This window comes from Nonomuraea sp. NPDC049655, assembly GCF_044465465.1.
Taxonomy (GTDB): domain Bacteria; phylum Actinomycetota; class Actinomycetes; order Streptosporangiales; family Streptosporangiaceae; genus Nonomuraea.
In genome coordinates, this window is the sequence record NZ_JBITLS010000012.1 from 97,428 (window position 1) to 119,243 (window position 21,816).

Below are 21,816 nucleotides of genomic sequence, written 5' to 3' on the forward strand. Positions count from 1 at the left end.
CGCGACCACACCCTCCTCAGCCAACGCCCCTCGTCAACTTCACAAACCCGACAACCAGCCATAGCGGGCATTCTGGGCTGCCTCCTGTTCCCGCTCCCGGCACATGTCCCACAGCCAGGTGTCCTCCCACTCCCCCGCACACCCAGGCGAGGACCGCGAAGCCTCAGGCGCGTACGGCTCCTCCTCAACCACAGGATCCGGCTCCGGCGCAGGCGCGGGCACCGAGGATCGCACCTCCAACGCCTCAGACACCTCGGCGACCTTCCGCACAGGCGCCGGAATCACCCCTTCGTACCGCCGATCAGGATGCGCAGGCGCGGGCATCCACACGGGCTCGAACGCCAACCGCACCGCCCTCCGCTCCTCCATCCCCACCGGCGCACCAACCCCCTCGAACCCCCGCATCTCCCCCGCCAACAGTCCGCCGGCAAGAATCGCCGGCGCCAGCAACGCCCCGAACAACACAACGGGCCGCCTACGAGCTTGCGTGGATCGCCTCCTGGTCACACGCAGAAGCTAGCCACGCACGAAGCACCGGAATCCGACCGCTTGCCATGCCTTTACCGCAGCTCAGAGCACCCATAACCAACCTCACCAAACTGACCCCGGCCCGGCGGCCCACGCACTGCCCAACTTTCGCTAGGCTTACGAGAGTCCGCCTCCGTAGCTCAGGGGATAGAGCACCGCTCTCCTAAAGCGGGTGCCGCAGGTTCGAATCCTGCCGGGGGCACTCATCTCGACCAGGTGTTTTGCCTTCTGACCTGCGGTTTCTCAGCCGCAGGTCTTTTGCTTTCCAGACCCGCGATAGGTCACCGAGAGCACCCGTATGCAGCCGTAGGACCTTGATCACGGGAGATATACGGGATGATCTTGATGCCATATGCCGAGGTCAGGCACCGAACGCCCCCTCTTCCGTAATCCTCACCGCTGCCAGGGCTATGGACTAGACTCCGCGCGGCCATACCGATCGCCTCAACATCACCGCGGTCGCGTCACCAGGTGCCGTCAGAGGCGCCCTCGACCTGTCACGAGGTCTACCCCATCTGAAGGCGCACCCCCTGGATGAAGCTCCACCACTCCCCAACGCGTCCATCCGCGAAACCGTGACGCTTCAAGATCAGCTGGAGGGTCCGCCTCAGCGGATGAGGTGATTGCATGATTGCTTCATTCCTTCGGGCCAGACGACTGAGCTGTCCATCAGTGGGTGGGCGGTTGCTCTTCCGCCCGTTGCAGTCCTTGTGGGCTGGGGCGAGGTTCCAGATCGCGTCCAAGTCGACGTCTGCGCCAGGCAGAAGCCGTTTGAATGAGTACGGGAACACGTGGTCCACAGCGACCTCATCGACGCCAGGGATGAGTAGTTCAGCACAAATAATGCACCGACCATGCTGGAATCCAATGACGGCCTCGGTAACTCCCGCGACCGAGCGTCGCCGCTGCCTGTCAGTGATTTCCAGGGCCTCTAGGTCAACCGCAATCCCCTCCTCGACGAGGCTTCGGCCGATCCCGGCAGCGAAGGATGTTTCGACGATGCTCCACCGCGCCTCCAGTTCCACCTGCAGACTTGCCTTCTGCTCGGACAGCGCGAGCGCGCGGAGATGGTCGGTCAGCTTGACCACCCGTTCCCGAGCAGTGCCGGTCACTTCGTAAAAGCGGTGAGGCACCTCGGCACCACCATCACCACGCAGGTTGTGGAACTTCTGCATCACCATGGCGGGCATCGACTTCATAGCGGCGGCAAGCAGCCTCTCGGTCGGAGAGCCGAGCCGTACGCTCTCGGCAGCCTCCCCCTGCGCCACGGTCAGGAAATCCGACCCGCCGGCAACAACCCTCGCTGACGCCTGCGGCGCTTGGGCCAGATGCTCCACCAGGCTCAAGGCGTACGGCTTGGCCAAGTCCTTGAGGAGGATGTCTGTCCGCCCCTCGGCAGCGGCACCGAGCAACGCGTCACCTAGGGCGAACTTGTAGGTTCGAACGTTGGCGCCCATGAGCACCGCCAACCGCCACGAGGAGCGCGCCGTCGGCTCTTCGCGAAAGAAGTCCACAGTCATCCGTACACGCCAGCCTTGATCGTGATCTCGACCGATTCAGGGTAGTTCGCGATCACAGGGGGTGTCACTCAGCCTCGCTAGGCTCAGGAGCTTCAAGTGAGCTCTAGGCAAGTGGAGGCATGGAGCATGGGCAAGCTCGTACGGGACAATATTCCGGAAATTATTCGCCAGAACGGCGGGGAACCGGTTATTACCTCTCTCGACGAGGCCGGCTACCGCAAGGCTCTGCTGGTGAAACTGTTCGAAGAGGCCACCGAGCTCAAGGAAGCACCCTCCGCCAAGGTCGCGGAGGAGATCGCCGACGTCTACGAAGTGCTGCGTGCACTAGCAGCAGTCCATGGACACGATTGGACTGCAATAGAGAAGGTTGCGGCCGCCAAACGCGAGGAACGTGGCGGATTCCGTGACCGTCTCTACCTGGCATGAGGCCCTGCTGACGCCCCTCCCAGGGCGACCTCAAACTGACCGAACGCGTTTCGCGGACAGAGAGGCTTGAGCGAGCGCATCCAAGGCGTGCTCAGCGTCAAGTGACGATGGGGAGGCTGCGATCACGAGCGCGTGCGGAGGCGCGAAGGCCTGAGGTAGAGATAGAAGGCGTGATGCCGGTTCTACTCCAATGGCTCGGTCGCCATGCCGCGCGAAGCGATCGCCACACAGAGGCAGCGGTATGAGGACGGGCCAACATGCAGATGGCTGCGTTTCGCCACTGAGCTGCAGATACCCATGGTCCAGCACGCAGTCCGACAGCCCGGAACAATGCCCACCTAGCGATTGAACCGGTGAGAGGACGACACGCGTACATATCGGCGAATGCCTTCCCATATCCGTCAGGCAGGAAGCCGCCGAACGGATCCGAATGCGAGATAGCCTGCGCATGTCCCCTGAAGATGCCGGAGGCCGGTGATGACCGAGCCACCCCTTCCGCTGCAGCCCAAGCCGTTTGATGGCCAGTACTCCGGGATTGACCCGGACGTGATGGACCGGTTCGAGGTTCTGTTCTCCCGGGTTGGTGATCTACTGCGGCACAGCGAGCCTGCCGTGCGGCGGGCCCTGGAGAAGCTGGAGTTGGATGTCTCGGGTCTGAGCGCGATGCGAGAGGCGGAGATCTGGATCCGCGGCAAGAAGCTCGAGTTGCGGCAACGCAACGACACGATCAAGGCGATGAATGACACTTGGAATCTGTCGTCGGGGAGTGGCCTGATCGGGTTGGACGAGGAGTTACACAAGAAGGTCTCCCATGACCCTGATGCATACGCAGCGGCGATCTTCCTTCGAGAGGCCGCGAAGAGTTCCGAAGGGAACGAGCAGGCTCTCGCCCAACTGGAGAAACGTGCGAAGGATCCGCAGTTCGCACTCAAACTCCTGAACGTGTTGGGACCGGAGAAGTTCAACGAAGTTGCCGCTACAGCTGTACTCGATGAGGCGGACAAGGATGCACAGCGGCTCTTGGTCGCTCTCGGTACAGCGTTGGGAGCAGCTAGCGCGCAACTCAGCTCGGACTGGCGACAGCGGCTGACCGCGAACCTCAAGTTGGGCCCACACCGCGGACTCGCCCGCGTCTTGACCCATGGAGCCTACAACAGCCGGTTCCTGGTCGAAGTGGCAAGAAAGCTGGATGCTGCTGAACGATCTGCCGTCAATTCCGGCGCACGACGCCCACACCCGATGGCGGACGTGATGGAGGCACTACGCCAGAATCCCCAGGCTGCACAGGATTTCTTCAACAGCGGCGACACTCTCAAGTACTACACGACCGTTCACGACCTGGGCGATGGCGGCAAGGCGGTTGGCGCGGCGCTGGAAGCGGCCACGATCATCTTCCGGGACCACAGCGGTTCGGAGGGCCGCCCTTCGTCGGGGTATGTGTCGGCCAAACTGGCCTCATATCTCATAGATTTCGAATACGGGCGTATCAAGGCCGGCCAACCAGCACAATCACTGGTGGCCCCCCTTTCCATGGGGCGCATCCTGGGGGCGTACATCACCGACGTCGCCCGAGTGGTAGCGATGCCTGGCATCGAGAAGCCGGGCGTGTTCATGGAGGACAATCCCAACCTGCCCGGCCGGGAGGAGTGGGGCGCCCAGTTCGACAAGGAAAAGTTGCGGACCGTGATGGAGGAAGCGTTCAAAGCCGATAACAAGGCCCTCGCGCTGGTCACCGCAGCGCAAACAGCCTGGGCATCCAGGCTCTTTGATCACAGTGTCGGCGTACTGGCGGCAGAGCACGGCACCGGGAGTCTTAGCAACGCAGCCCAGGAAGCCGGCGCGGGCTTCGGCCTCATCATGGACGCGGGTAACATCGCCAAAATCGATCTGGCGAAGGATATGGACGAGACGCAGCAGCGCAACGTGCAGGCGTTCCTGGCGATCGTCAACACCGGACTCGCCTTCCCTCAAAAAGCCGCTTGGCCGATTGGGGCAGGGATCCTCGGCGCGTGGACTGGCATGATCGAGGACAGCGTGAAGGGCACGGCGGAAAAGGCCGCCGTGTTCGAGGCGAACACCACTGTGGAGCAGACCCGAGCCCTCCTCCATCAGCTCGGCGCCCAGGCCATGCTCAACCATGATCTGTTCGGCTCGTCCAACCCACCCGCCAAAACGCATCCGTGGGCCTCGCTCAGCGACCTCCGCCCTGGAGATGACCCACTCAAGGCCCCGAACAACTTCCTCGACAAGAACGGCCAGCTGATGACACCTGCTGAGATGAGTGAAGGCACCGGGAAACGGCTGAACGCCTATCAGACCTGGCTCTATCGGCAGACACAGAACAATCCATGGCTGGACCTAGGAGTCCAGAGCCGCCTGGACGAAGGCTTCAATACCGGAATATCGAGATACGGGTGATGATGAGGCGCTTAATTTTTCGAACGATTGTAGCCGTTGGCGCAGCGATCGGGATGAGCGCCTGTGCTGGCAACCCTTCCAAGCCGGTCGACGGATCTCCACTCTCGACGGCGTACACACCTCCCTTCATCTGCGACTACGTTCCCAAGGCCACTGTGGAGCAGATGACCGGCGTTCGTGACCCGCTGGTAACCGGTTCCCTGAACCTCGCGGTCAAGGATCGACCTGCCATCGGCGCCTGCTCCATCTTCGAGAGCAGTGGCGACAGGCACGCGCTCCTCCGCATCATGCTCGACACCGCCGGCTCTCGCGGACAGATCGACGAACAACTCCGGGATGGTTCGAAGCCCCTGCCTTCGATAGTTCCCGAAGGGTTTGGCTACTACGTGAAGGACGCCAATATAGAGACCCGGGTGGGTTCGGTGCTGGTACGTGGCAAGGTGCGACTGGGCATCGAACTCGTCCGTGGTGTCAAAGGCCGCGACAACGAGGCGGACGTGGTGGCGTTGATGAGGCTGATCGCCCCCAAACTTATCTTGGGCACCGGCACCCCTCCTCCTGTCACGAAGGATTGAGCCATGTCGGAGATGGTCCCTAATCCCTTGCTTCCAGCCTTACAGGAAACCCTGCGCTCGATCGAGCCGCTGATCCACGACATGCAGCAAGCGCTCTCCAATCGCGCTACGGATTTTCGCTCCGGCCGCATCTGGACCGGCCCGGTGGCCAAGGCATTCGACGGCGAACTTGAGCGGCACAGTGGCCGTGTCATGCACGCCGGCGAAACCATCCTGAATGATCTTCGTTTACAGATCACGCGCACCGCGGACATGGTGACGGAAAAGGATGCCTTACGGCTGAGGCGCCAATACGATCTGTGACAGCGCGCTCTACATGTGACTCAAGCCTTCACTCGTTCCTCTCCAGTTTTCGGACCCTTTCCGGTCCGGCCCGCAGACCGGCTGCGGCTCTTTCTACTGCTTTACGACCGATGCTGTTCACCCAACTGCCCAAGGTGCTGGCGTTGACATCGAGCTCATGCGCTCTCAACGACGCGACGGTCCGCTTCCAGCACCATCCGCCGCTTCTCTAAACTTCGGCAAGGACTTCCTGCGATGCCTCGTCACGCACCTACCTCGTCCAGACGCCTGTCAGCTTAGGTAGCCGACCATCCGGCATCTGCTGGGCACTCACTCGTCCAGGTCACCATCATGTGGTCACGCCGAGACACTGGAGCTGACAGACGAATGAACGCATTACCGTCGCCTTGGTAGATGCAGTCGATTCCGTATCTGTGCAGCAGCAGGATGTCGGCGTCGGCCGGACGGCTTGGGAACAGCGCCGTGAGCCGAGTCACGTGACGCGGGCTGTGTGGCGCGTAGTCGAGGAGCTGCCCCAGAGCTTGGCGGACGAAGGTGTGACCAGCAGATCGCTTGGCTTCGATGATCTCAACGTCATCGCCGGCAACGACATAAAGATCGGTGATGCCGGCAGGGGTACTGATACGCCTGACTTCCGCGCCGTTCAACGTCGCCCGGTAGCGCTGGACCAGCAGAGCTTCGGCACGGTGGACCAGCGTGGTCCCGCCTGAGCGGGTGTAGCTGACGTGTGCCACGTTGACGGCTTCCGGGTCAATGACCAGAGTGCCGGAAGTGGTGAGGCTTGCCGTGACCTGGAGCTCTTGGCGGGCTGCTTGGGTGAGGGAGGTCAAGGTCTCGATGCCAAGACCATCGATGATGGCTGCCCCCTTCACCTCATCAAGGAAGCGCATACCCATGAAGTTGTCGCCTGGGTTGAAGCCGGGGAGATCCCAAATCTCGGAGTAAGGGATCTCAGTGGGCTGGAAGCTGAGCAGGCTGTAGACGTTCCGCCACGAACCCCGGTCGGGGTGAGGATCCCACATGGTGTCAGCGAAGGCGCTGTTCCGGAAGCTGGAGCCAACCTCACCGATCCCCCGAACGATCTTCTCTCCGGTGAACAAGACGATGTCGCCTGTGGCTAAGGTGTCCATCCGGTTGTCGTGGTTGCCCGTCGCTCCCCAGAAGCGGGCCTTCCCACTTGGATGCATGCTCTCCAGAGCTGCCAACTGCTCCCTGGTGAGAGTCCTCCTGCGAGCGTCCGCGCGGAAATCGACCTCCTGATCGAGCGTGTCGCGCCAGTGCTGCTGTGCCTGCTTGTTGCCATACGAGGGCTGAATGACGACATGAGTCATGCGGAGCTTGCTCCTGTCCATGGAGAGTCGAGCCGGAAGTCGCGAGTACTACGCAGGACACCGCAACGCCCACGAGATGGGTAGCGATGGCCATTTGGCTCGATCTTTGCGCATAGGACCGACAATTGCGCTAGAAGTGCGCCATGGGGGATGGTAGGCGCACTCCGGACATGACCAGGCGGACCGAAGCAACCAAACCAGCGAAAGACCCCTAAACGGGCATTAAGCCAACAAGTCACCCAAAGGTGATTCGCCTGAAGGGTGGGAGTCGCGCGCCGGCGCACTGAGGACCGTGATCTAGGAACTCGGACCCCGAGGTACCTGCCGGCAGCACGGCTGCCACACCGCTGGCACGCACCTCGTTCCTGTCCGTGTCGCCACCATCGACGGCGTCGTCTCTAAGGAGTGCTTCTATGGGGTTGCAGTGCCTCTACCAGGGCAGTGCCAGCGAACTGGCGTCAGCGATCGCTCGCGACGGCTTCATCGACGACCTCAGAAAGCGCTTCCGACACGCCTATTGGCAGGACCCGGACGAGCGGGAAGTTCGCTCCTGGAGCAACAGCATCCCCACCGTCGTCCGACTGCTCACTGAGATCGGTCTCGCAGAGGTACAGGTGCTGCTGGAGCTCAAGGCACCCATCACCGACGTACGCATGGACATGGTTCTCGTCGGCACCTTCCCCGGGACGGCTCAAGGGTCGGTCGTGGTCGTGGAGAACAAGCAGTGGTCCTGGTTGGAGCCGGACGGCGAGATGGTGCGGCTCAGTCGTGACGGAATACCTCAACTGCATCCGGCCAACCAGTTATGGGGCTATCTGCAAGTGTTACGCGGTTACGTGCCCATGACGGGCGACGTGAAATTATGCGGCGTCGTCAACCTGCACAACGCCCCCGCCCACATGGTCGAAGCCGTAAGGCCGAAAGATCAGGGCTTGGAGAAGCTGGTACAGCAATGGGTGGCGATGTACGGCGCGGAGGCTCACCGTGAGGAATTCAAGGATGTGCTCCGGCGACGACTATCCGGCGAGAACGCCGCGCAGCAGGCCGAGATGTTGCTGGAAGCACCGGTCAAGCCCAGCCAAGGCCTGATGACGCGTGTGGCAGAGTGCGTGCGAGAACGCACGGTCTTCCCCCTGCTGGACGAGCAGCGTGAAGCCTATGACTCCGTCCGCCACCTGGTGAGCACGAGCAAGCAGGGTGCGCGCAAGGAGATCGTGGCCATCCTCGGTGGCCCCGGGACCGGCAAGAGCGTGATCGCAGTTGAGTTACTCGGCACGCTGGCCCGTCAGAAGGTCAATGCCGTCCATGCGACCGGCAGCCGATCGTTCACGCGCACCCTGTGGAAATACTCCGGCCTGCCTGGCAAACAGCGAGGACTCTTCACATACTTCAACAGTTTCTCTGACGCCACTCCCAATGACCTCGACGTGATCATCGCCGACGAGGCGCACCGGCTCCGGAAGACGTCGCACGATCGAAGGCGCAAGAGCGACCTACGGGAGCCGCCACTGCAGATCGACGAACTGATCCACGCTGCGCGCGTTCCCGTGTTCCTGCTGGACGAGCACCAGGTGGTACGCCGGGGCGAGGTCGGCTCTCTTGACCTCATCCGCGACAGGGCCGAACAACTCGGCTACGGGATCCGCGAGATCGCCCTACGCCACCAGTTCCGGTGCGCCGGATCTCCCGAGTACGTCGACTGGGTGGAACGGCTGCTCATGCTCCGCCGCACCGGCGAACGACCGGACTGGCAGCCGCTGGAGAACTTCACGCTGTATGTCGCCCGCACTCCCCTGGCGATGGAGAACTACCTCAAGGCCCGGGTAGCGGAAGGGCACACTGCTCGGATCGCTGCAGGCTTCTGTTGGCCGTGGAGTCAACCGAACGCCGACGGCACCCTCCCGAACGATGTGCGCATCGGTGACTGGCACCGCTCATGGAACTCGCAAGCCACCGACTACCTGGGGAACATCCCACCGTCTCCGCTATGGGCCACCGACCCGGCCGGCTTCGGCCAGATCGGCTGCATCTACAGCGCCCAAGGCTTCGAATACGCGTACGCCGGCGTCATCATCGGCCCCGACCTGGTGTGGCGGAACGGCTGGCAGAGCGATCGCCACCACAACGTGGACCGCGACCAGAATCAAGCCCCCAACTTCAGCATGGTGATCCGCAACACCTACCGGGTTCTGGCCACCCGTGGCATGCGCGGTGCCGTTCTGTACGCGACCGACCCGGCCACCAATCAGGTGCTGATCGATCTCGGCGTTCCGGTCCTCGACGAATGATGTACGTCGGCCTCGGCCTCACTGGCGAAGAGAATGCCTCTGGCGATTCCTTGTCGTACGGTTCCGCAGCCAGGTCCGCCCCCGCTACCCTTTTCGCGACCATGTGCTGCGGCCCGACGGGCTTTCGCGGTTGTACGACTCCGGTCGGAGCGGATAGGCCCCCACCCGCACGAGTTCATTCGTGCTGCCTGGGGGACAATCCGTGACGGCTCTGCGGCTGTCTGTCGACAACCTGCTCACCTCTCCGAACGAGGCCGTTCTGGCGGAAGCGATCGCTGAACACGTGCGGGCGACCACGGGACGCCGCCCTTCCTCCTCCGAGTTCAGGTCCTGGCAGCGCAGCTTGCCGGTCCTCGCTCGGGACCTTGCCGACGCCGGGCTGCACAGGGTCGAGATGCTCGTGGAGTACAAGCTCCCCCTGACCAGCCGGCGTGTGGACGTGGTCCTCGCCGGCGTGCATCCACGTACCGGCGAAGACTCCTATGTCGTCGTCGAGCTCAAGCAGTGGAGCCGTGCCGAGCCATCCGAGTCGGGCGAGCATCTAGTCATCGTGGAAGGCATGCCGGGCGGCGAGACGCTGCACCCGGCCGAGCAGGTACGCCGGTACTGCGAGTACATGTGCGACTTCCTCGGCGTGCTCAACGGCAAGCCGAATGTCGTGTATGGAGCCGCGTACCTGCACAACGCCATGGACCTGGACGTCGACGGCCTGTCAGAGCAGGTCCAGGACCAGCGCAGCCGACTGTTCACCAAGCAACGGCGCGGCGAGTTCCTCCGGTACCTGAGCGAGCGGCTGTCCGACAAGCCAGGTGCCGACGCCGCTGACCGACTCCTACGAAGCGCAGTCGCTCCTAGCAAGCAGCTCATGACCTAAGCTTCCCAAGAGATTCGCGAACGCGAGCAGTTCACGTTGCTGGACAAGCAGCAGGTCGCGTACGAGCTCGTCATGGGGGCTGTCGAGAAGGCACGACGGGCGGACTCCAAGCAGGTCGTCATCGTCACAGGTGGCCCAGGCAGCGGGAAGAGTGTCATCGCCCTGTCGTTGCTCGGCGAGCTGTACAGGCAAGGCCGCTCGGCCCTGCACGCCACCGGCTCGCAGTCCTTCACCCAGTCCATGCGCCGCTACCCCGGCCGCGGCAATTCCCGGATCAAGAACCTGTTCAAGTACTTCAACAGCTTCACCGACGCCGAGCAGAACGGTATGGACGTACTGATCTGCGATGAAGCCCATCGCATCCGTGAGACGTCCACCAACCGCTTCACCCCCGCCCCGAAGCGGACGGGACGCAGTCAGCTCGACGAGCTGCTGTCCGCGGCCCGGGTCCCGGTCTTCCTCCTTGACCAGCATCAGGTGGTACGGCCCGGCGAACTCGGCACAGTGCACAGCATCGAGAGCTATGCCCGTGCCAAGGGGCACGACGTACGGCTCGTATCGCTTGATGAGCAGTTTCGATGCGGGGGCAGCCGGAAGTACGAGCAGTGGGTGCTCCGGCTGCTGGGCCTGGCCGACGGAGGGCCGCTGGAGTGGAACGGAGATCAGGACTTCGAGGTACAACTCGCTGAGTCACCGCAAGAGCTTGAGGCCTACCTGAGCACCAAGACCGGAACCGCGCGCATGACCGCGGGCTATTGCTGGCGATGGAGCGACCCGCGCCCCGATAACACGCTCGTGAACGACGTCGTCATCGGCGACTGGGCACGGCCGTGGAACGTCAAGAACGACCGGGCTGTCGGCGACTACCCACCGAGCGCGCTGTGGGCCAGCGAGCCGAACGGGTTCGGGCAGGTGGGCTGCGTCTATACCGCCCAGGGCTTCGAGTACGACTGGAACGGCGTCATCCTGGGACCGGACCTCACAGTCCGCGATGGGCAGCTGGCTACTGTGCGCGAGGAGAACAAGGACCCTGCATTCAGGAGCCGTAAATCCGTTCCCGATAGCGATTTCGACCAGCTTGTGCGTAACGTGTACAAAGTCCTACTTACAAGAGGTATGCGAGGAACGGTGATCTACGCGGTCGATCCCGAGCTGCGGAATCACCTCGCCGGCTTGATGCGCACTGCAAGGACTTAAGGCGCCTCGAGCTTATTGGCAAGAGTCGAGCCATGGCAGTTGACGATCGCTATGGCTCCGGACAAACAGCACAACATTCTGTGGTTGCCTTACCACCTCGACCTACAAGGTGGAAGCGAACAACAACTCGGTGTAGAACCGATGACGACGGCTGCGCTTAACGCGATCTACGACACCCGGCAACCATCGCGAGTCGTCGCGAGCTCGTCATTGGGAGAACCACATGCGATGTACGCCCATGCAGGGCTGACAGTGCCGATCTTCAACGAGGGGCCAATCAGGTCCGTGGTGGCGCCTGATCGATCACTGGATCTGTTCGCGAACCGCTTCGAGCTGACCCGGCACGTCGTCTCGCTCATCAACGAGGACCCTCCCGCTGAGCGGATCCTCTACCTGCACGGTTTGGGCGGCAACGGCAAGTCGTTGCTGCTTCGGCACCTGGAGACGCGTTGCTGCCTGCGTACGAACCAGTGGGAGACCGTCCGCAACGCCTCTGACGCCGAGCTGCTGGAGCAGCTGACTGAACAGGGCCAGCAGGTGCCGATGGCCAGGATCGACTTCGGAGCGCGACCTGCGGGAGAGAACCGCCCACAAGAGGCGTTCTCGGGACTGTTCATGCTCAAGCGCCAGCTCTCTCACTACGGGATCGCGACCCCGCGCTTCGACTTCGCCGCCATCACCTATCTCCACAAGCTCGGGTTCGACATCGCCCATCGGGTGCCCGAGCTGTTCCCCCGAGGCGAGATCAGCATCGCGATGGATCTCGCCGATGCCGTGCTCACGCTGCCCGTTCTGCGGGTGGGACAGCAACTCTTCCAGCTGGTCAACTCGCGGATGGACAAATTGTTCACCCGCAGGCGGATGCAGCGCCGAGTGCCACAGGAGGACGCCGAGCAGATCCTCACACTGGTGCCCGAACCGGACCTCCTGCATGCGCTGCCCCGGCTGTTCGCCAAAGATCTGAACGACGCTGCCGGTGAGCATGCTCGGATCGTGCTGCTCTTCGACACCCACGAGGCGTTCTTCGGCGAGGCCATCGGCGATGCTGACAGCTTGATTCACGCGGACAAGCTGATGCGCGACGAGTGGCTGCGTTGCCTCCTGGGCCACCTCGATCTGGGAACCGGGATAGTCGCCATCGTGGCAGGCCGTACTCGCCCTCCGTGGTCAGCCGCTCCCGTCCTCCCGATCCCTGAGCGCTATATCGACCTCCGGCTGGTCGGGCATCTTACGAACGCCGACGCGAGCCAGTACCTCACCCTGGCGGGCATCGACGACCGGTCCATGCGCGCGGCCCTGGTGGAGTATGCCTCCACCGCGCCCGACGAAGTGCACCCCTACTTCCTGGGCCTGTGCGCCGATGTCGCACTGGCCGCAGGACCGCGTCTGACTCCCGGGGACTTCACAACTTTGGTGGACAAGGAACGCGATCTGGCGCACCGGCTGCTGCAGTGGACGCCGGCCGAGGCCGAGTACGGCATCCTGGCGGTCAGCGCGTGCCGCGCCTTCACAGCCGAGACCTTTCGTCATCTGGGCCAGGCGCTCGACTTCCCCTGCGACCGCAGCGCGTTCAGCAGGCTGACGGCCTTCTCCTTCATCGCTCCGCTGCGCGGCGGTACGGCCAGTGGCTCCGGCGCGTACACGATGCACAACATCCTGCGCCGATCGCTCCAGAACGTCCGCCCGTCGGAGGTGCGCAGAGCTCACGAGTTGTTGGCGCAGCACTACGGCGGGCGCAAGGAATTCACCGCCGAGTTGGATGCTGCTTACCACTTGAACCATCTGAACCCAGCGCAAGGCGTGGCTGCCTGGGTGGCGCTCATGGACCGCGGTTTGGCCACAGGCCGCTTCGACCAGTGCCGCGCTCTCGCGGGCCTGCTCGGCGAACTACGAATCGACCGCGACGAAGACAGAGGTCGTTGCCTGTATCGGGTGGCCCGCGCGTACCTCGGTCTGGGTCGCTGGAGCCAAGCGGAGAACCTGCTGAACGGCCTCCCTCAACAGTCAGCACATGCTGAACTCGTACGCGCTGAGGTGGCGTTCTGCAGAGGCGACTTCGACCGCGCCGAGCGCCTGGCGCGGGCGGCGTTGGACCTCGCGGAAGGAGATGCCCGGGAAGGATTCCTGTTCCGGCTGGCGGAGATCGAGCTGTATCAAGGACGCTTCGCCGACGGGCGTCAGCACGCCACCGAAGGCATGACCAACGCGACCGACCAGGCGCCCTGGCTGAAGTTGCTGGGCGAAATCGAGTACTTCTCCGGGAACATCGACCGTGCGCATGCGCTCATCAACCAGGCCCTGCAGGACGTCGCTATCCGCTCCATCCAGGTGCAGGACCAGGCGTTGTACGCCGGCCTGCTGCAGGACGCCGCGCTCGTTGCCGAGGCCAACGGCGCATGGGAAATAGCGCTGACCAGCCAGAACAAGGCACTCGCCATCCGCAAGGCGTCTGAAGACGTCCGCGGGATCGCCCAGTCTCTCCACGGGCTTGGCAAGGCCCAATGCGGGCTCGGTCTGCTGAAGGAGGCTGTTCACACCTTGTCCGAAGCCGGCCGCATCGCTCGGGATCTCGGCGACGGCTTGCTGGCGGCGAAGGTCATCCACAGTGAAGCCGACGCACGCCAGGCCAACGGCGATCACGCCGGTGCATGGCGACTGACTCATAAGGCGCTGACGGAGTTCGAGCACCACGGCACTCCCTACGACGTGGCGTCCGCGTGCCTCTCGATCGCGCGGCTCGCGGGGGGTCGGGAGCGGGTTCGCTTTGCCGACCGTGGACGGCATGCCATTGCCCAAGGTGGATTCGGTGTCCTGAACCGGTTGTTCCCTGAGCAGGCCGTCCCCTCTGCGGACCGGATCCACAATGGGCTCATCGGTTTTTGCTGTGGTGACGCACTCGGAGTGCCGTGGGAGGGAAAGCCTCCTCAGGACATCGCGCTCACAGACACGCTGAGCGCGCGCGAGCAGTGGCCGACTGGCAGTACCTCGGACGACACCGAACAACTCATCCTGCTCGCGGAAGATCTGATCAACAACGGCGGCACAGAACAGACCTTCTTGACCGCCCTCGCCAGGGCACTGCCCACCATGCGCGGCGCCGGCCCAACCACTCGACGAGCAGTAGCTCGGTTCGAGGCGACCGGATCGCTCGCGGCCGATGGAGGCGCGACCAATGGCGCCATGATGCGCGTACTTCCCCTCGGTTGGGCCCTGCCCGCAACCGCGACCGAACGCCGCCGCGAACTGGTCGTCCGCATGACCAAGACCACCCATGCCGACGTGAAGGCCATCGCCACCGCCTGCGCGGTGGCCGCGATGGGCTCATGGGCGCTTGAGACATGTGCCCCCGAAGAACTGATCGCTACCGCCAACGAGGAACTCGATCACTTCGGCGTTCGCCGCACCGAAGGATGGGCTCTCAGCACCACCGGAGTATCTCTGGACGTCATGGACACCTTGGGAGCGGTCCTGCACGTGCTCAGCCGTCACCAGAACCCGGTCGACGCCATGCGGTATGCGGTCAGCCTTGGCGGGGACACTGACACCGTGGCTGCAATCGTCGGAGGCATCCTGAGCTGCCGCCAAGACACCGTGAACATCCCCTGGGCTCCGCAAGTCGTTCTCCCCGCATCCTTGTACACGATTGCGCGCGAACTGCGGGCAATGCGACAGGCGACGTATGCCTGACTTCTGGATCATCGGCCCCATAGCCTGGGACCTCGCCCTATACGTCGAGCACATCCCTGCAACTGGCAACTTCGTCCAAGCCACAGAGAGCGTCGAGCGTCCGGGTGGAACCGGCGCGAATGTCGCCACCGCGTTAAGCCATGCCGGCGGATGCGTCCACATGGTCGGCTACGTGGGTGCCGACGCCGCAGGACGGAACATGACCGAAGCGCTGGCCACGGCCGGCGTAGACGTTGACTACGTTCACGTCCTACCCGGCCGTACGTCCTCTGTGGTTCTGCTCATCGAACCCGATGGTGAGCGCACGATCATTGGCATCCATCCTGACCTGCTGCACACCGTCACAATCCCAGTCGCAGCGGTGGCACCAGGTGACGTGGTCTACTTCGCCGCCTGGCACGACGCCTTCGTTCCTGCCGCGCAAGCCATGGCCGCCGCTGGAGCACTGGTTACCGGCGTTCCACCAGGGACAATCCCCGCCATGAAGTATCTGATCGGGTCCAAGAATGACTTCACCACCATTCCCGGAAGAACGACCGCCATCGTGACCGAAGGCGCCGAGGGCGTCACTGTCCATGCGGAAGGCCGAAGCGATCACTTCCCTGCCCTTCCGACAGATGCGGTCGACGCGACGGGGGCTGGGGATGCCTTCGCCGCCGGCCTGCTCTGGGAGATCGGCAAGGGACAGTCCCTCGTCGACGGTGTGCAGCTCGGGCTTGCCTGGGCGGCTGCCGCTGTCCAAGCAAAATCCTCCATGCCCGCCAGAACGCAGCCGCGCCGGCCGGGGAGCAGGGACCCGAAGGCATAGGACCCACCTGGCAACGCCCGTGCTCCCCCGGCCGATGTTGAGCGCCCGAGGTCTCCAGCGACATCAACGTGAAGCACGATGTAAAAACGGCCCCGGAGAGATCCGGGGCCGAGAGTGGATGGGCGTCGACTAATCGCTCAAGGCATCGTTGATCTTGTTGTTGATTTGCTCTTGCTGGCCGTCCATGCACTTGGCATAGACCCGGAGCAGGACGTCCACACTGTGTCCGGCGCGCTTGGCGACTTCGACGGCCGGGACCCCGGCATTCAGCCAGAGCGAGACCGCCGCGTGGCGGAGGTCATACGGGCGAGCAGCTAGCGACGAGGCGATCTGTTCCGGAGTGAGCGCAAGCTTGCGGGCTTCCTGCCAGACATAGGAGTGCGCGGAGCTGGAGTAGGTGCCGCCGGTGCCTGTTGCGAAGATCCTGCCGTCCTCGGCAGTGCCATAGTCGGCGACGTGCTCGCGGAGCATGGCGACCAGCACGGGCGGAATGGGGATCTCCCGCGTCTCCTTGTCCGCACGGTGCTTCAGGCTGCGTGGCTCGTGGGTTTCACCCGAGTTGGTCCAGCGCTTCGTCCCTTGGGGGCGCGCCTTCTCCAGGACGATCAGACCCCAGCCCGACTCCGGCAGAGTGCAGTTCTTCAGCCGTAGGTCGGCTGCCTCTTCCGGTCGGAGGGCGGCGTAGTAGATACATGCGAACAATGCCTTGAGTCGCTGACCGCGTTTGCGCCCGACCTTGGGAACGGCGTCGAGAAGCTGCCGTGCTTGGACCGGGTTGACCACCGTACGAGGATCGACGGCCGTCACAGCCTTGGGCACAGTCCACTTGATCCCGTCCAGCGGGTTACTGCTGAAGGCTTTCTGCTCCACCGCGTGTTCCAGCAGGTGGTGCAGTATGGCGCGCTTACGTCGCACCGTATTGGCGCCTGCGGGTGTACCGGCGAAGGTGACCGAGATGGATGCGAGGGCCGTACGGAGGATGTGAGCCTCTCCCAGGGCTGTCAGCGGAAGAGAAGCCCTTTCCAGCCAGCTCAGCGCTGCGGCTTGTGCCGAGGTCAGTGTCACTCGCCGCTTCTCCGGAAGCAGCGCATGAACTCTGAGCACCTCCCGCAGGTCCCCATAAGAGGGACGGCGCGGCACGTCCGCCACCAAGGCAGGGATCAGCGACAAGAGCGCGTAAGCATCCGTCTCTCGGGTACGCGCCGCGGACGTGCTCCACCGGCGGAGAACGTACTCCTGGGCGAATTCCAGAAAGGTCGGTCCGCGGGATTCCGGGGCCAGCATCGACACCGGCAGCCCCGTGGCGACGTCGAACTCCTCCCCCGTCTTGGCCGCCTGCCGAAGATCGGATATGAAGGCGTTGGCCAATCCCTTGGTCCGAAAGCTCTTGGACTTCTCCTTGCCGGCAACCCTCCAGCGCGCGACGTACACCGGCGTACCGCGGTTGGAGCGCTGCTGGATCTGGCTGAACTTGACGTCGTAGGTGGTGTTCACGCAGCCTCCCGTCGAGAGTTGAGCCAGGCGATGAGGTCGCTCCGCCACACGCGGAGTTCGAGGTTGGGCAGCTGGACGCAGACCGGCGCGCGGCCGAGCTCACGCCAGCGGTAGAAGGTGCGACGGGAGACTCCGCCGAGTTCGGCGAGAACCTGAGGAACGGTCAGCAGCTCGTCGCTTCTGCTCATCGAGGATCACCGCCGATCGTTGGAAGTCGGACGCCGGTGAGGGCCGCGGCGAGGAACTGTTCTCCTATGGAGAGCCCTTGTCCGGCGTACTGCCAGTGAGCGACGACAAGGACGGTGTCCTCCTTGAACAGGGGAAGGCGCCCAGTGGAGAAATCTTCAGTGCGCATGTGCTCTTCGCGGGCGGCGCGGAGCTCGCCGAGGGTGGTGGAGTAGCGGCGGCTCTTGGTCGAGAAGTGGCCGCGGAAACCGAGCATGTGAGCCCAGTGAGTGAGCCGGAGCTCGGCCAGGCTGGGCTGGCTGCCCAGGCGCATGCATGCGCCGATCAGACGTCGGGCGTGATCACGGATGGGCAGCGCGTCGAGGTTGTCCAAGGGTTGAATGCGCCGATCCAGAGTGCCAGTGCATTCGGCGGCCTTGGTGGCGTACTTGGCGACGTAGCCGGCGACGGCCTGTTCGGTGAGGTCGCCGTCCATGGTGATGCGACGGATGTCGAGTTGCGTGCCCCATCGGAAGGTCCGCTCCAGAGTCTTGATCTGAGCGGTCACCGCCGTGGCTGCGTGGTCGACGGCATCGGTCAGAGCCTCAGTCGTGGCCCATGGTGGTGGGGGCGAGTTCGGACCGTCGGGTCCGTCGAGGCGGATGACGGCGTGAAAGTGGACGACGCCGCGGCGCTGGTACTCGGCGACCTTGGCGAAGGCGATGCCGGCGTGCTCGCGCAGCGCCTTGACGGTCAGGCCGTTGAGCCGGGCGAAGCGGCGACGCAGGGCGAGGGTGAACCGGCGCCACAGCTCCGGGCTGATGGCATTGAACAGGACCGAACCATCGTAGTCGTAGCACTCAGGGCACAGCGGCTCCCCTAGCTGGGGATCGTCCGCGCTGTGGTGATCGGTGCACGACATCGCCCGCCCGTGCGGGCAGGTCTGAGCGTCGCGACGAGGGTGGCAGGGCAGGACCTTGCCGTTCTTCTCCCGCCGCGCATGAACGACTCCGAAGGACGGTGCGGTGAGCGTGACGAACAGGCACGGATGCGAGCTGACCGTCTCTGGTACGCCCTTGCCACCGACGAGACCGGCACGAACGAGTTGGTAGGTGTCGGCACGGTAGACCTCCGCGCAGGCAGGGCAGCGGGAAGCGCGGCGGGTCTTGCACGGCACGCGAAGGATGCCGTTGGGCTCGGTGCTGGTGCTGTAGCGATGCAGAAGGTGTCCGGTTGCTTGGTCGTAGTGTTCGACCTTGCCCCGCAGGTGAATGGGTTGACGACAGCCGCCGGTGCGCTTGATCTGGCACGCCCAGCGGTCGTAGTCGGGGTCATGGAGACGGGAGATCATCCCGGCTATGGCGTGTGGGTGGTGCAAGATGGATCCGTCCTATCCGGATGTGCTCTGGGTGGGATGGCCCCTCACCTGGCGCGGAACTTGGCGGTTGTGTGGCCAGGTGAGGGGATCTCGGCTATTCGCCGTGGTTGTCGATGCCGATGCCGTGGCAGTCGCGGCAGGTTGCGCGGTCTCCATCGAGACCGGAGCCATTGCAGGTGCAGCAACAGCCATGGGCGAACGGAACGGCGGCGAGAATTTCGGGCCAGCCGGCCCAAGGCTCTTCGGGGTTCATCGTCAGCAGCCCTTGCGCGGCGTGATCGTGAGATAGAGGCGGTAGCGCCGCGGATGGTTTCGGTCAGGGAAGGCTCGCGACATGGACGTGACGGTGAAGTGCTGACGTAGGCCGATCATGCCGAGGGTGAGTTCGGCGCGGTTGCCTTCGAGGCGGATGCGCATGTGTTTCTCCTAGGTGTTGTCGGTCTGGATGCAGTCGCGGTAGCTGTGCACGGCGGCGTGGCGGATGCGGGCAGCGGCGAGGATGGCGATGAACTCGTAGCGGACCGGCCCGAAGTCGATGCAGGTCATGTAGTGGCCATAGAGCACGTTGTCGGGGTCGATCTCCGTACCGAGCAGCGCGGCGACCTGGTCCACCTCAGCGCACATCTGGTCGTCAGGGCCGCTGCTGGGAAAGGCGCGGATGATGACGGGTGCCATGGAGATCGGTATCTGGGAGTTGGCCTTGAGGAAGCCCGCCATGGCGATGAGTCCGGCGATAAGGGCGTCTCTGTCGTTCTGCATGACGATTTGCCTTTCAAGTGACTTCTGAGATGGTTCGCAGGTTGCGGAGTAGATCGGAAGCAAGCTGGTCGGAGACGCCCAGGCGAGCGCGAAGAACGTCGCGGGTGATGGGCTTGCCATGCCTCGCGTGATGTTCATCAGCCACGCGGCGGGCGTAGTCGATCAGAGCTGGGGACGGTCCTGGTCTGTCGTCCTGGTCGTCCTCGGGCGGGACGAGTGCTGGACGATCACCAGCTGGTACGGCCGGCGTTTCGGCGGGGCGAGGACGCGGCGGGACGTCGATCGGGCACACTTTGAAGGCTTCTGGGGACGGATCAGGACGGGGGCAGGAGGTGCGGCGTTCAAGCATCGAGACCGCGACGAGGAATGCCGCCGCCGGAGTCGCCGCGGTGATCCACCCCCAGACGGTTGGGTCGGCTTGTTCGAGGTTGGCCGCCAGGGACAGGACGACGCCTCCAGACAGGACGAGGACGGGCCAGGAGACCAGTCCGCGTCGCTGACGGCCGGCCTTCTTGTCACGCTGGCGTTCACGGGCGGCCATGACACAGGTGAGGTCGACGCAGACGGCGATCGCCCAGGCCATCCAGCCCGACTGTCCGTGATCAATGGCGGTCTCGCGGATGTGGGTGAAGGACCCGGCTCCGGCGATGAAGGCCAGGACGAGGACAGGGCCGGTGTCGAGCAGCCAGCGGGCGAGGCAGCGCATCGGTTCAAGCCTTTCGCGGGTCCGGGATGGACTCGAGGAGCTCGGCGAGGTCGGCGTCGGTCATCGGCGAGGGATGACCGGAGATGACGTTCTCCCAGGGCGGCGTTCGGTCGGCGTATTTGGTGGCGGCATGTTCAGCGGCCTGTTCACTGACGTAGAAGGAGCGGGCCCGATACCACTGGCCGTCCTGGGAAGCGACGATCGCGACGCCCAGCGTCTCGGCGGGGATGGCCCGCGCCGAGGCGAGGGCAGCGGGGTCGAGGTCGCCAAGGGTCATGGTGGCGGTCTCGGGATCGTTGACCCGGTGGCAGATCCGCCCTGAGCACTGAGCACGAAGAGCGGTGACCCCAGGACCTAGGTCGGAGCCGATCCGTTGACCACAGCAGAACAGGTAGATCCCGAACGCCCGCCCGAGCTGCGCGACCCTGAGCAGCGCGGTCGAGGTCTTCGCGATCTCGTCCTTCTCGCTCTTGTCGGCCATGAGGTACAGCTCGGCCAACTCGTCGACCAGGACAACGATGGGCACAGGCCGTTGCTCGTCCACCAACTGCCAGATGTTGCGAGCTCCGGCCTCGCGACACTGCGCCATGCGGGTGACCATCAGGTTGACGAGGTCGTCGAGCAGGGTGCCGCATTCGGCTCGCGTGGTGCCCAGAGCCGACAGGCGCGGACTGTACGGCGTGAACTCCACTCCGCCCTTGAGGTCGAAGCCCACCAAGGCGACCGGTTGCGGAGCCAACCCCTGGACCAGGGCGTTGGCGAGGTTGGACTTGCCGGACTGAGTCGCCCCGGCGTTGATGTAGTGCGGGACGGTCCTGAAATCGATGATCCACGGGCCACCGGTCTCAAGACGGCCCACGATCACCTTGAGCAGCTCGGGCGACGTGGGTAGGGTCTCGACCCGGACAAGTGGATCACGCACGGTGGCGGACAGGACGACCCGTCCCGGACGAGGGGACGAGGCGCGGACCGCATGCACTCGCCAGGAGTGGGCGAGCTGTTCGGCGGCGTCGGAGTAGTCGGCGGGAGTCTGGCCTTCCAGGGTGTGCAGGGTGACGCGCCAGCCGTACCGCGTGGGCTTGGGCAACCACATGAACGGCTTGGTGTCCACGGCGATGCGCTGCCACTTGCGCCTGACCCGGACGACACCAGTCGAAGCGACCAGCCCCGGGACGGTGGTGAACCAGAACCGTTGCCGCTTTTTGGTCAGGTTGCAGCCGAGCGCGATCTTCCGCCAGCTCGCCCGTACGCTGATCGCGGTCAGCGGGAAGGCGGCCACGAGCCAGAAGGACGGATAGTGCCAGCGGCGCCAGGCCCAGAGCCCGGCCGCCGACGCGGCCAGGACTCCGAGCACCAGAA

The 21,816-nt window shown here is 64.1% G+C and carries 19 protein-coding genes and 1 tRNA gene; 10 read left to right on the top strand and 10 right to left on the bottom strand.

Annotated elements, in window-relative coordinates; all coding sequences use genetic code 11:
- Window positions 1-657 precede the first annotated feature (657 nt).
- Window positions 658-730 (top strand) — tRNA-Arg (locus ACIBQ6_RS34360).
- 304 nt (window positions 731-1,034) lie between these two features.
- Here the strand turns inward: ACIBQ6_RS34360 and ACIBQ6_RS34365 are convergent.
- On the bottom strand, window positions 1,035-2,048 hold the full coding sequence (locus tag ACIBQ6_RS34365) for an HNH endonuclease (RefSeq protein WP_397216976.1): 1,014 nt from the start codon (window positions 2,046-2,048) through the stop codon (window positions 1,035-1,037).
- Window positions 2,049-2,174: 126 nt separating this feature from the next.
- On the opposite strand from ACIBQ6_RS34365, the gene ACIBQ6_RS34370 reads away from it, so the two are divergent.
- From ACIBQ6_RS34370 to ACIBQ6_RS34385, 4 genes are all read left to right on the top strand, one after another.
- On the top strand, window positions 2,175-2,474 hold the full coding sequence (locus ACIBQ6_RS34370) for a hypothetical protein (RefSeq protein ID WP_397216977.1): 300 nt from the start codon (window positions 2,175-2,177) through the stop codon (window positions 2,472-2,474).
- A 477-nt stretch (window positions 2,475-2,951) separates the two neighbouring features.
- The gene (locus tag ACIBQ6_RS34375) at window positions 2,952-4,892 is read left to right on the top strand and encodes a hypothetical protein (RefSeq protein WP_397216979.1); all 1,941 of its coding nucleotides are present in this window, start codon (window positions 2,952-2,954) and stop codon (window positions 4,890-4,892) included.
- A gap of 164 nt (window positions 4,893-5,056) precedes the next feature.
- Window positions 5,057-5,467: a hypothetical protein gene (locus ACIBQ6_RS34380; protein WP_397216981.1), complete on the top strand. Its 411-nt coding sequence runs from the start codon at window positions 5,057-5,059 to the stop codon at window positions 5,465-5,467.
- A 3-nt stretch (window positions 5,468-5,470) separates the two neighbouring features.
- Window positions 5,471-5,770 carry a hypothetical protein gene (locus ACIBQ6_RS34385; protein WP_397216983.1) on the top strand — a complete coding sequence of 100 codons (300 nt, stop codon included), beginning with the start codon at window positions 5,471-5,473 and terminating at the stop codon, window positions 5,768-5,770.
- Window positions 5,771-6,045: 275 nt separating this feature from the next.
- On the opposite strand, the gene ACIBQ6_RS34390 is transcribed toward ACIBQ6_RS34385, so the two are convergent.
- A complete protein-coding gene (locus ACIBQ6_RS34390; protein WP_397216985.1) occupies window positions 6,046-7,101 on the bottom strand; it encodes a hypothetical protein in 1,056 nt (351 codons plus the stop codon).
- Window positions 7,102-7,514: 413 nt separating this feature from the next.
- On the opposite strand from ACIBQ6_RS34390, the gene ACIBQ6_RS34395 reads away from it, so the two are divergent.
- The 5 genes from ACIBQ6_RS34395 to ACIBQ6_RS34415 all read left to right on the top strand — a co-directional run bounded on the left by ACIBQ6_RS34395 (window position 7,515) and on the right by ACIBQ6_RS34415 (window position 15,955).
- Window positions 7,515-9,389: a DUF2075 domain-containing protein gene (locus tag ACIBQ6_RS34395; RefSeq protein WP_397216987.1), complete on the top strand. Its 1,875-nt coding sequence runs from the start codon at window positions 7,515-7,517 to the stop codon at window positions 9,387-9,389.
- Window positions 9,390-9,591: 202 nt separating this feature from the next.
- Window positions 9,592-10,263 carry a hypothetical protein gene (locus tag ACIBQ6_RS34400; RefSeq protein WP_397216989.1) on the top strand — a complete coding sequence of 224 codons (672 nt, stop codon included), beginning with the start codon at window positions 9,592-9,594 and terminating at the stop codon, window positions 10,261-10,263.
- A gap of 36 nt (window positions 10,264-10,299) precedes the next feature.
- Window positions 10,300-11,460: a DUF2075 domain-containing protein gene (locus ACIBQ6_RS34405; protein ID WP_397216991.1), complete on the top strand. Its 1,161-nt coding sequence runs from the start codon at window positions 10,300-10,302 to the stop codon at window positions 11,458-11,460.
- A 51-nt stretch (window positions 11,461-11,511) separates the two neighbouring features.
- Window positions 11,512-15,147, top strand: coding sequence for an ADP-ribosylglycohydrolase family protein (locus tag ACIBQ6_RS34410; RefSeq protein WP_397216993.1), 3,636 nt, complete (start codon window positions 11,512-11,514; stop codon window positions 15,145-15,147).
- Complete coding sequence (locus tag ACIBQ6_RS34415; protein WP_397216995.1) at window positions 15,140-15,955, top strand: carbohydrate kinase family protein; 816 nt, start codon at window positions 15,140-15,142, stop codon at window positions 15,953-15,955. Before ACIBQ6_RS34410 ends, ACIBQ6_RS34415 begins: the two co-directional genes overlap by 8 nt.
- 129 nt (window positions 15,956-16,084) lie before the next feature.
- Here ACIBQ6_RS34415 and ACIBQ6_RS34420 read toward each other — a convergent pair whose 3' ends face one another.
- The 8 genes from ACIBQ6_RS34420 to ACIBQ6_RS34455 all read right to left on the bottom strand — a co-directional run bounded on the left by ACIBQ6_RS34420 (window position 16,085) and on the right by ACIBQ6_RS34455 (window position 21,811).
- Entirely contained in the window at window positions 16,085-17,449 is a 1,365-nt protein-coding gene (locus ACIBQ6_RS34420; RefSeq protein WP_397216997.1) for a tyrosine-type recombinase/integrase, read from the bottom strand.
- On the bottom strand, window positions 17,446-17,637 hold the full coding sequence (locus ACIBQ6_RS34425) for a helix-turn-helix domain-containing protein (protein WP_364420074.1): 192 nt from the start codon (window positions 17,635-17,637) through the stop codon (window positions 17,446-17,448). The genes ACIBQ6_RS34420 and ACIBQ6_RS34425 overlap by 4 nt, the downstream gene beginning before the upstream one ends.
- Complete coding sequence (locus ACIBQ6_RS34430; RefSeq protein WP_397216999.1) at window positions 17,634-18,965, bottom strand: replication initiator; 1,332 nt, start codon at window positions 18,963-18,965, stop codon at window positions 17,634-17,636. Before ACIBQ6_RS34430 ends, ACIBQ6_RS34425 begins: the two co-directional genes overlap by 4 nt.
- 121 nt (window positions 18,966-19,086) lie before the next feature.
- Window positions 19,087-19,245 (bottom strand): hypothetical protein, encoded by a 159-nt coding sequence (locus ACIBQ6_RS34435; RefSeq protein ID WP_364420070.1) that lies wholly within the window; start codon window positions 19,243-19,245, stop codon window positions 19,087-19,089.
- A gap of 2 nt (window positions 19,246-19,247) precedes the next feature.
- A complete protein-coding gene (locus ACIBQ6_RS34440) occupies window positions 19,248-19,409 on the bottom strand; it encodes a hypothetical protein (RefSeq protein WP_364420068.1) in 162 nt (53 codons plus the stop codon).
- Between the two features lie 9 nt (window positions 19,410-19,418).
- Entirely contained in the window at window positions 19,419-19,751 is a 333-nt protein-coding gene (locus ACIBQ6_RS34445) for a hypothetical protein (protein ID WP_397217002.1), read from the bottom strand.
- Window positions 19,752-19,764: 13 nt separating this feature from the next.
- Entirely contained in the window at window positions 19,765-20,457 is a 693-nt protein-coding gene (locus tag ACIBQ6_RS34450; protein ID WP_364420064.1) for a DUF2637 domain-containing protein, read from the bottom strand.
- Between the two features lie 4 nt (window positions 20,458-20,461).
- Window positions 20,462-21,811 (bottom strand): FtsK/SpoIIIE domain-containing protein, encoded by a 1,350-nt coding sequence (locus ACIBQ6_RS34455; RefSeq protein ID WP_397217004.1) that lies wholly within the window; start codon window positions 21,809-21,811, stop codon window positions 20,462-20,464.
- Window positions 21,812-21,816: the final 5 nt, after the last annotated feature.

Bases quoted from the DNA above. Each gene is read 5' to 3' on its own strand.
- ACIBQ6_RS34385 (WP_397216983.1), top strand. From the start codon at position 5,471: ATGTCGGAGATGGTCCCTAATCCCTTGCTTCCAGCCTTACAGGAAACC.
- ACIBQ6_RS34375 (WP_397216979.1), top strand. From the start codon at position 2,952: ATGACCGAGCCACCCCTTCCGCTGCAGCCCAAGCCGTTTGATGGCCAG.
- ACIBQ6_RS34445 (WP_397217002.1), bottom strand. From the start codon at position 19,751: ATGCAGAACGACAGAGACGCCCTTATCGCCGGACTCATCGCCATGGCG.
- ACIBQ6_RS34365 (WP_397216976.1), bottom strand. From the start codon at position 2,048: ATGACTGTGGACTTCTTTCGCGAAGAGCCGACGGCGCGCTCCTCGTGG.
- ACIBQ6_RS34435 (WP_364420070.1), bottom strand. From the start codon at position 19,245: ATGAACCCCGAAGAGCCTTGGGCCGGCTGGCCCGAAATTCTCGCCGCC.
- ACIBQ6_RS34395 (WP_397216987.1), top strand. From the start codon at position 7,515: ATGGGGTTGCAGTGCCTCTACCAGGGCAGTGCCAGCGAACTGGCGTCA.
- ACIBQ6_RS34430 (WP_397216999.1), bottom strand. From the start codon at position 18,965: ATGATCTCCCGTCTCCATGACCCCGACTACGACCGCTGGGCGTGCCAG.
- ACIBQ6_RS34390 (WP_397216985.1), bottom strand. From the start codon at position 7,101: ATGACTCATGTCGTCATTCAGCCCTCGTATGGCAACAAGCAGGCACAG.
- ACIBQ6_RS34425 (WP_364420074.1), bottom strand. From the start codon at position 17,637: ATGAGCAGAAGCGACGAGCTGCTGACCGTTCCTCAGGTTCTCGCCGAA.
- ACIBQ6_RS34440 (WP_364420068.1), bottom strand. From the start codon at position 19,409: ATGCGCATCCGCCTCGAAGGCAACCGCGCCGAACTCACCCTCGGCATG.
- ACIBQ6_RS34410 (WP_397216993.1), top strand. From the start codon at position 11,512: ATGGCTCCGGACAAACAGCACAACATTCTGTGGTTGCCTTACCACCTC.
- ACIBQ6_RS34370 (WP_397216977.1), top strand. From the start codon at position 2,175: ATGGGCAAGCTCGTACGGGACAATATTCCGGAAATTATTCGCCAGAAC.
- ACIBQ6_RS34450 (WP_364420064.1), bottom strand. From the start codon at position 20,457: ATGCGCTGCCTCGCCCGCTGGCTGCTCGACACCGGCCCTGTCCTCGTC.
- ACIBQ6_RS34380 (WP_397216981.1), top strand. From the start codon at position 5,057: ATGACCGGCGTTCGTGACCCGCTGGTAACCGGTTCCCTGAACCTCGCG.
- ACIBQ6_RS34415 (WP_397216995.1), top strand. From the start codon at position 15,140: ATGCCTGACTTCTGGATCATCGGCCCCATAGCCTGGGACCTCGCCCTA.